The organism is Arthrobacter sp. NPDC093139 (assembly GCF_044754165.1).
GTDB lineage: Bacteria > Actinomycetota > Actinomycetes > Actinomycetales > Micrococcaceae > Arthrobacter.
Genome location: NZ_JBIVOO010000031.1, coordinates 1 through 1,253, shown reverse-complemented (window position 1 = coordinate 1,253; position 1,253 = coordinate 1). Strand labels below are relative to the sequence as shown.

At 64.8% G+C, this 1,253-nt stretch carries 2 protein-coding genes; both read left to right on the top strand.

Going from position 1 to position 1,253, the window contains the following annotated elements:
* Positions 1 to 85: 85 nt before the first annotated feature.
* Complete coding sequence (locus ACIP90_RS21330; RefSeq protein ID WP_400581764.1) at positions 86 to 517, top strand: hypothetical protein; 432 nt, start codon at positions 86 to 88, stop codon at positions 515 to 517.
* 86 nt (positions 518 to 603) lie between these two features.
* Entirely contained in the window at positions 604 to 879 is a 276-nt protein-coding gene (locus ACIP90_RS21325) for a hypothetical protein (RefSeq protein ID WP_400581762.1), read from the top strand.
* Positions 880 to 1,253 lie beyond the last annotated feature (374 nt).

Here is a 1,253-nt window from a genome sequence, read left to right as displayed (position 1 = left end):
AAAAAACAACGGGGGAGAGGGGACGCTGGCCGGTCACCTGATCCGCCCCACTCACCCCAACTTCTCGGCAAGAAGGAGCAACACCATGAACGCAATCACCATCAAGACGGTGACCACCGTGGACACCGGCGAAACGATCGACGGGGTTACCGTGCTGGGCGATTACCACATGAACGGCGGCTACGACTGGATGGAACTCATCGGCGAACACGGCTGGGGCGTGATTCCCAGCTGGGGAAGCGACGGCTGGGACCTGGGCCAGTGGCCCTATGTCATGGTCGCCGGGATCCGCACCGCGGACGGCATCGGCAACCTGTTCGGCATGGCCACGTACTGCGAGGGCGACGTGACATGCACGTTCTACCGGACCAAGGCCCGGTTCTGGGAAGCGATCAGCGAACAAGCGTTCTACCACTGGAAGAACGGACAGGCCCAAGGACCGGCAGACCTGCCCGAAGCCGCCGCCGAACTGCCCAGCCGCTACCGGATTCCCTCCATGTACCACGAAGCTGCCTAACCCTCAGCCGAACGGCCTTGCCGGGCGGACAGCCTCCGCCCGCCAAGGCCCCACCCCCACCGACCCACAGCTAAGGACCAAAAACGATGACCGAGACAAACCGAACCGCTGAAACCACCGCCCAGACCGTCGTTTTCCTCGAAACCCTGGCCGACCTCGTTGCGAAGTCCCCGGTGACCTACAGCCCCGAAGCCGCCCAAGACCTCGCCGCGCACATCAGGGGTATGGCCGACGTCGTGACCAGCGACGCCCGCGTGAACCCCGCACTGCTGGAGACAACCCGGCAATACGCCGCGCTGGACTGGCACAACGAGATCGTGGCCGTCCTCTTCGCCGCGGAACACCGCGCCACGATGAACTGACAAACGGGGTACTCACTTACTCAAATACTCAAATGAGTAAGTGAGTACCCTGCATTCCCGACCAATGGAACCTGGAATTGGGCGGGCGGTACGCCGCGGTGGCCGGCTCGGGTGGATGGTTGCCGGCGGCGGACCGCCGTTCCCGCCGTTGGATCCGGGCGGGTTACCTGGTGCCGGCGGCAAGACTTGTGTGGGGCCGGCCTTGTGCGGGATCCGTCGGACCAGGGCAAAGGCAGGCTCGCAGGGCTCGCCCTGCTTTCCGCTGCGCTTCAACCAGTGAATGGGCGTCCGCTTCGCGGCCGGCTGTTGGGGTCCAGGGCGCGCCGTCGCAGAGCTCCGGACACCCTGGCCCTGCTTGTCTACGACGTTTTCTG

Coding starts and splice junctions, on each gene's coding strand:
- ACIP90_RS21330 (WP_400581764.1), top strand. CDS start 86: ATGAACGCAATCACCATCAAGACGGTGACCACCGTGGACACCGGCGAA.
- ACIP90_RS21325 (WP_400581762.1), top strand. CDS start 604: ATGACCGAGACAAACCGAACCGCTGAAACCACCGCCCAGACCGTCGTT.